At 69.8% G+C, this 2,732-nt stretch carries 3 protein-coding genes; all 3 read right to left on the bottom strand.

Going from position 1 to position 2,732, the window contains the following annotated elements; translation table 11 throughout:
- Positions 1-250 (bottom strand): hypothetical protein (locus AB1555_19950; GenBank protein ID MEW6248951.1); only part of this gene is annotated, 250 nt, incomplete at its 3' end.
- The gene (istB, locus tag AB1555_19955) at positions 247-996 is read right to left on the bottom strand and encodes an IS21-like element helper ATPase IstB (GenBank protein MEW6248952.1); all 750 of its coding nucleotides are present in this window, start codon (positions 994-996) and stop codon (positions 247-249) included. The genes istB and AB1555_19950, both read right to left, overlap by 4 nt.
- Before the next feature lie 15 nt (positions 997-1,011).
- The gene (gene istA, locus AB1555_19960; protein ID MEW6248953.1) at positions 1,012-2,553 is read right to left on the bottom strand and encodes an IS21 family transposase; all 1,542 of its coding nucleotides are present in this window, start codon (positions 2,551-2,553) and stop codon (positions 1,012-1,014) included.
- Positions 2,554-2,732: the final 179 nt, after the last annotated feature.

Consider the following 2,732-nt stretch of genomic DNA (forward strand, 5'->3'; position numbering starts at 1 on the left):
TGCGTATTTCAGCGATCGCGGACGGCTGTTTCAGTTTGATCGCGGACGGCGTTTCAGCGTGATCGTGGACGGCATTTCGCGGTGATCGCGGCCGGGCACGGATGCGCGCAAGCGATGTTGGCAATGGTAGCGCAGCGATGTCGCAGGCTTGTCCACGGCGGCGCGCGGGCGTCGCGTGCGACGAACGCGAACGCGCGCCGCGGTGGGCAAGCCGTGTGGTGCGCGTCGACGGTGGACGGGCTGCGGTCATGCGGACTCGCCTGCTGTGCGCGGCTTCTTGCGCAGCGATTCGCCTTTGAGCGCGATGCGGTGCGCGCTGTGTACGAGGCGGTCGAGGATCGCGTCGGCCACGGTGGGATCGGCGAGCCAGGCGTGCCACAGCTTGATCTCCAGTTGGCTGGTGATGAGCGTCGAGCGGGAGCCGATGCGATCGTCGAGCAGTTCGAGCAGATCGTTCTGCTCGCCGGGCACCAGCGGCTTGAGCGCCAGGTCGTCGAGCACCAGCAGATCGATGCGAGCGAGCTGCGCCAGCCGGCGCGCGAAGCTGCCGTCGCCGTGCGCGATGCGTAGCTCCTCCAGCAGGCGCGAGCAGCGCGCGTACAGGACGCTGAAGCCGCAGCGCGCGGCGCGCTGCGCCAGCGCGCACGCGATCCAGGTTTTGCCCACGCCGGTGGCGCCGGTGACGAGCACGTTGTGGCCGCGGCGCAGCCAGTCGCAGGTCGCCAGTTCGGTGACGAGGCCACGGTCCAGGCCGCGGCTGCCGCGCCAGTCGATGTCCTCGATGCAGGCGCTGCTGTCCTTGAGCTTGGCGGCTTTGAGCAGGCGTGCCACGCGCTTGCCGTCGCGCCAGTCGATCTCGTGCTGCACGAGCATGCCGAGGCGCTCGTCAAAGCTCAGCGTCGCGGCGCTGGCGGCCACGGCGCCGTCGGCCAGCGCGTGGACCATGCCATCCAGGCGTAGCGCGCGCAGCTGGGTCAGGGTGTGTTCGTTGAGCAAGGCAACCTCCTGGGGTCAGTGGTAGTAGTCGGGACCGCGCACGTTGTCGTGCTGCGCGACGGTGGGAAGCGGTGCTGCCGCCGCCGCCAGGGGCTGGCGGTCGACACCGCGCTTCAGAATCGAATCCACACTGCGGTACAGCGGCGCGCCGATGGCCAAGGCGCGCGCGCAGGCGGCCTCCAGCCGCTCGGCGCCGCAGGCGCGTGCCAGCCGCTGCAGCCCGAGGCAGGCGCGGTAACCCTGCTCGGGATGCGGGCGGTGCTCGAGCTGCCAGCGCACGACGGCGGCCGTGCTGGGACCGATGCGTTCCGCCCAGTGCAGCAGCTTGGCCGGCGTCCACTCGCGATGCGCGCGGTGCGCCGCCGGCATGTGCTCGGCCACCGTCGTGTGTCGACCGCGTGCGCTGCTGTAGGCGTGGCAGGCCACGCGGCTGTGCGCGGCGAACACCTCGACGGTGGCGGCGGTGACGCGCACCTGCACCTGCGTGCGCACGAGGCGATACGGCACCGAGTAGTAGTGGCCGTCGACGTCGATGTGGTAGTCGATGTTCACGCGCGCCGTCTTCCAGCGCGCCGGCATGAAGCGCGCCGCCGGCAGCGGCCGCAGCGCCGGCGCATCGATTTGCTCGAAGGCGCTGGCGCGGCTGCCGGGCAGCTTCTTGAACGGCCGCGCGTTCAGCTCGGCCAGCAGCTCGGCGACGGCGGCATTCAGCGCCGCCAGGCTGAAGAAGCGCCGGTGGCGCAACCGTGCCAGGATCCAACGCTCGACCAGCAGCACCGCGGCCTCGACCTTCGGTTTGTCGCGCGGATGCGCGGGCCGCGCCGGCAGGATCGTGACGCCATAATGCGCGGCGAACTCCTCGGCCAGCCGATTGGGTTGCGGTTCGTAGCGGCTGGGCTGCGCGATCAGCGCACGCGTCTGATCGGGCACCACGAGCACCGGCACGCCGCCGATGAACTCGAACGCGGCCACGGTCGCGCCGATCCAGTCGGCGCTCGTCTGCGCGAGCGTGGCGCACGCGAACGTGTAGTTCGACGCCCCGAGCACGGCCACGAAGATCTGCGCCGGCGTGATCGCGCCGCTGGCCGCGTCGACGATCGCAACGGTCTGACCGGCGTAGTCGATGAACAGCCGCTCGCCGGCGACGTGGGTCTGCCGCATCGACAGCGCCAGCGCCTGGCGCCACTGCCGGTACTTGACGCAGAAGCTCGTGTACTTGTACGCGCGCTCGTTGCCGCGCGCGTACTCCTCCCACAGCAACTGCAGCGTCACACCGGGGCGCTTCAGTTCCTGATGGATGTGCGCGTAGTCGGGTTCGAGCTGGCGCGCGCAGCGCGGCACCGGCGACCGATACAGCCGTGCCTCGAGTTGCTCGTCGCTGAGCCGCTCGATCGCCGACCAATCCAGCCCGGCCGCGCGCGCCAGCGCCGCAATTTTGCCGGCCGTGCTCTTGGCCACGCCGAGCGCCCGGCCGCACTCGGCATAACTGCGTCCACCCAACAGGTGCAGTCGCAGGAGTTCTCGCAGTTGACGCATCGTGATCCTCGGTGTGGGCATCGCTCGCTCAAAAAAACCGCGAGCGTAGGCCGGCCTATCGGATCACCTGCACGCACCCGGACCGTCCACGATCCGGCTGAAACTCCGTCCACGATCACGCTGAAACAGCGTCCGCGATCAACCTGAAATGCCGTCCACGATCAGCCTGAAACGCCGTCCACGATGGGCTGAAATACGCA

It is taken from the genome of Nitrospirota bacterium, assembly GCA_040755395.1.
Lineage (GTDB): Bacteria > Nitrospirota > Nitrospiria > Nitrospirales > Nitrospiraceae > DATLZU01.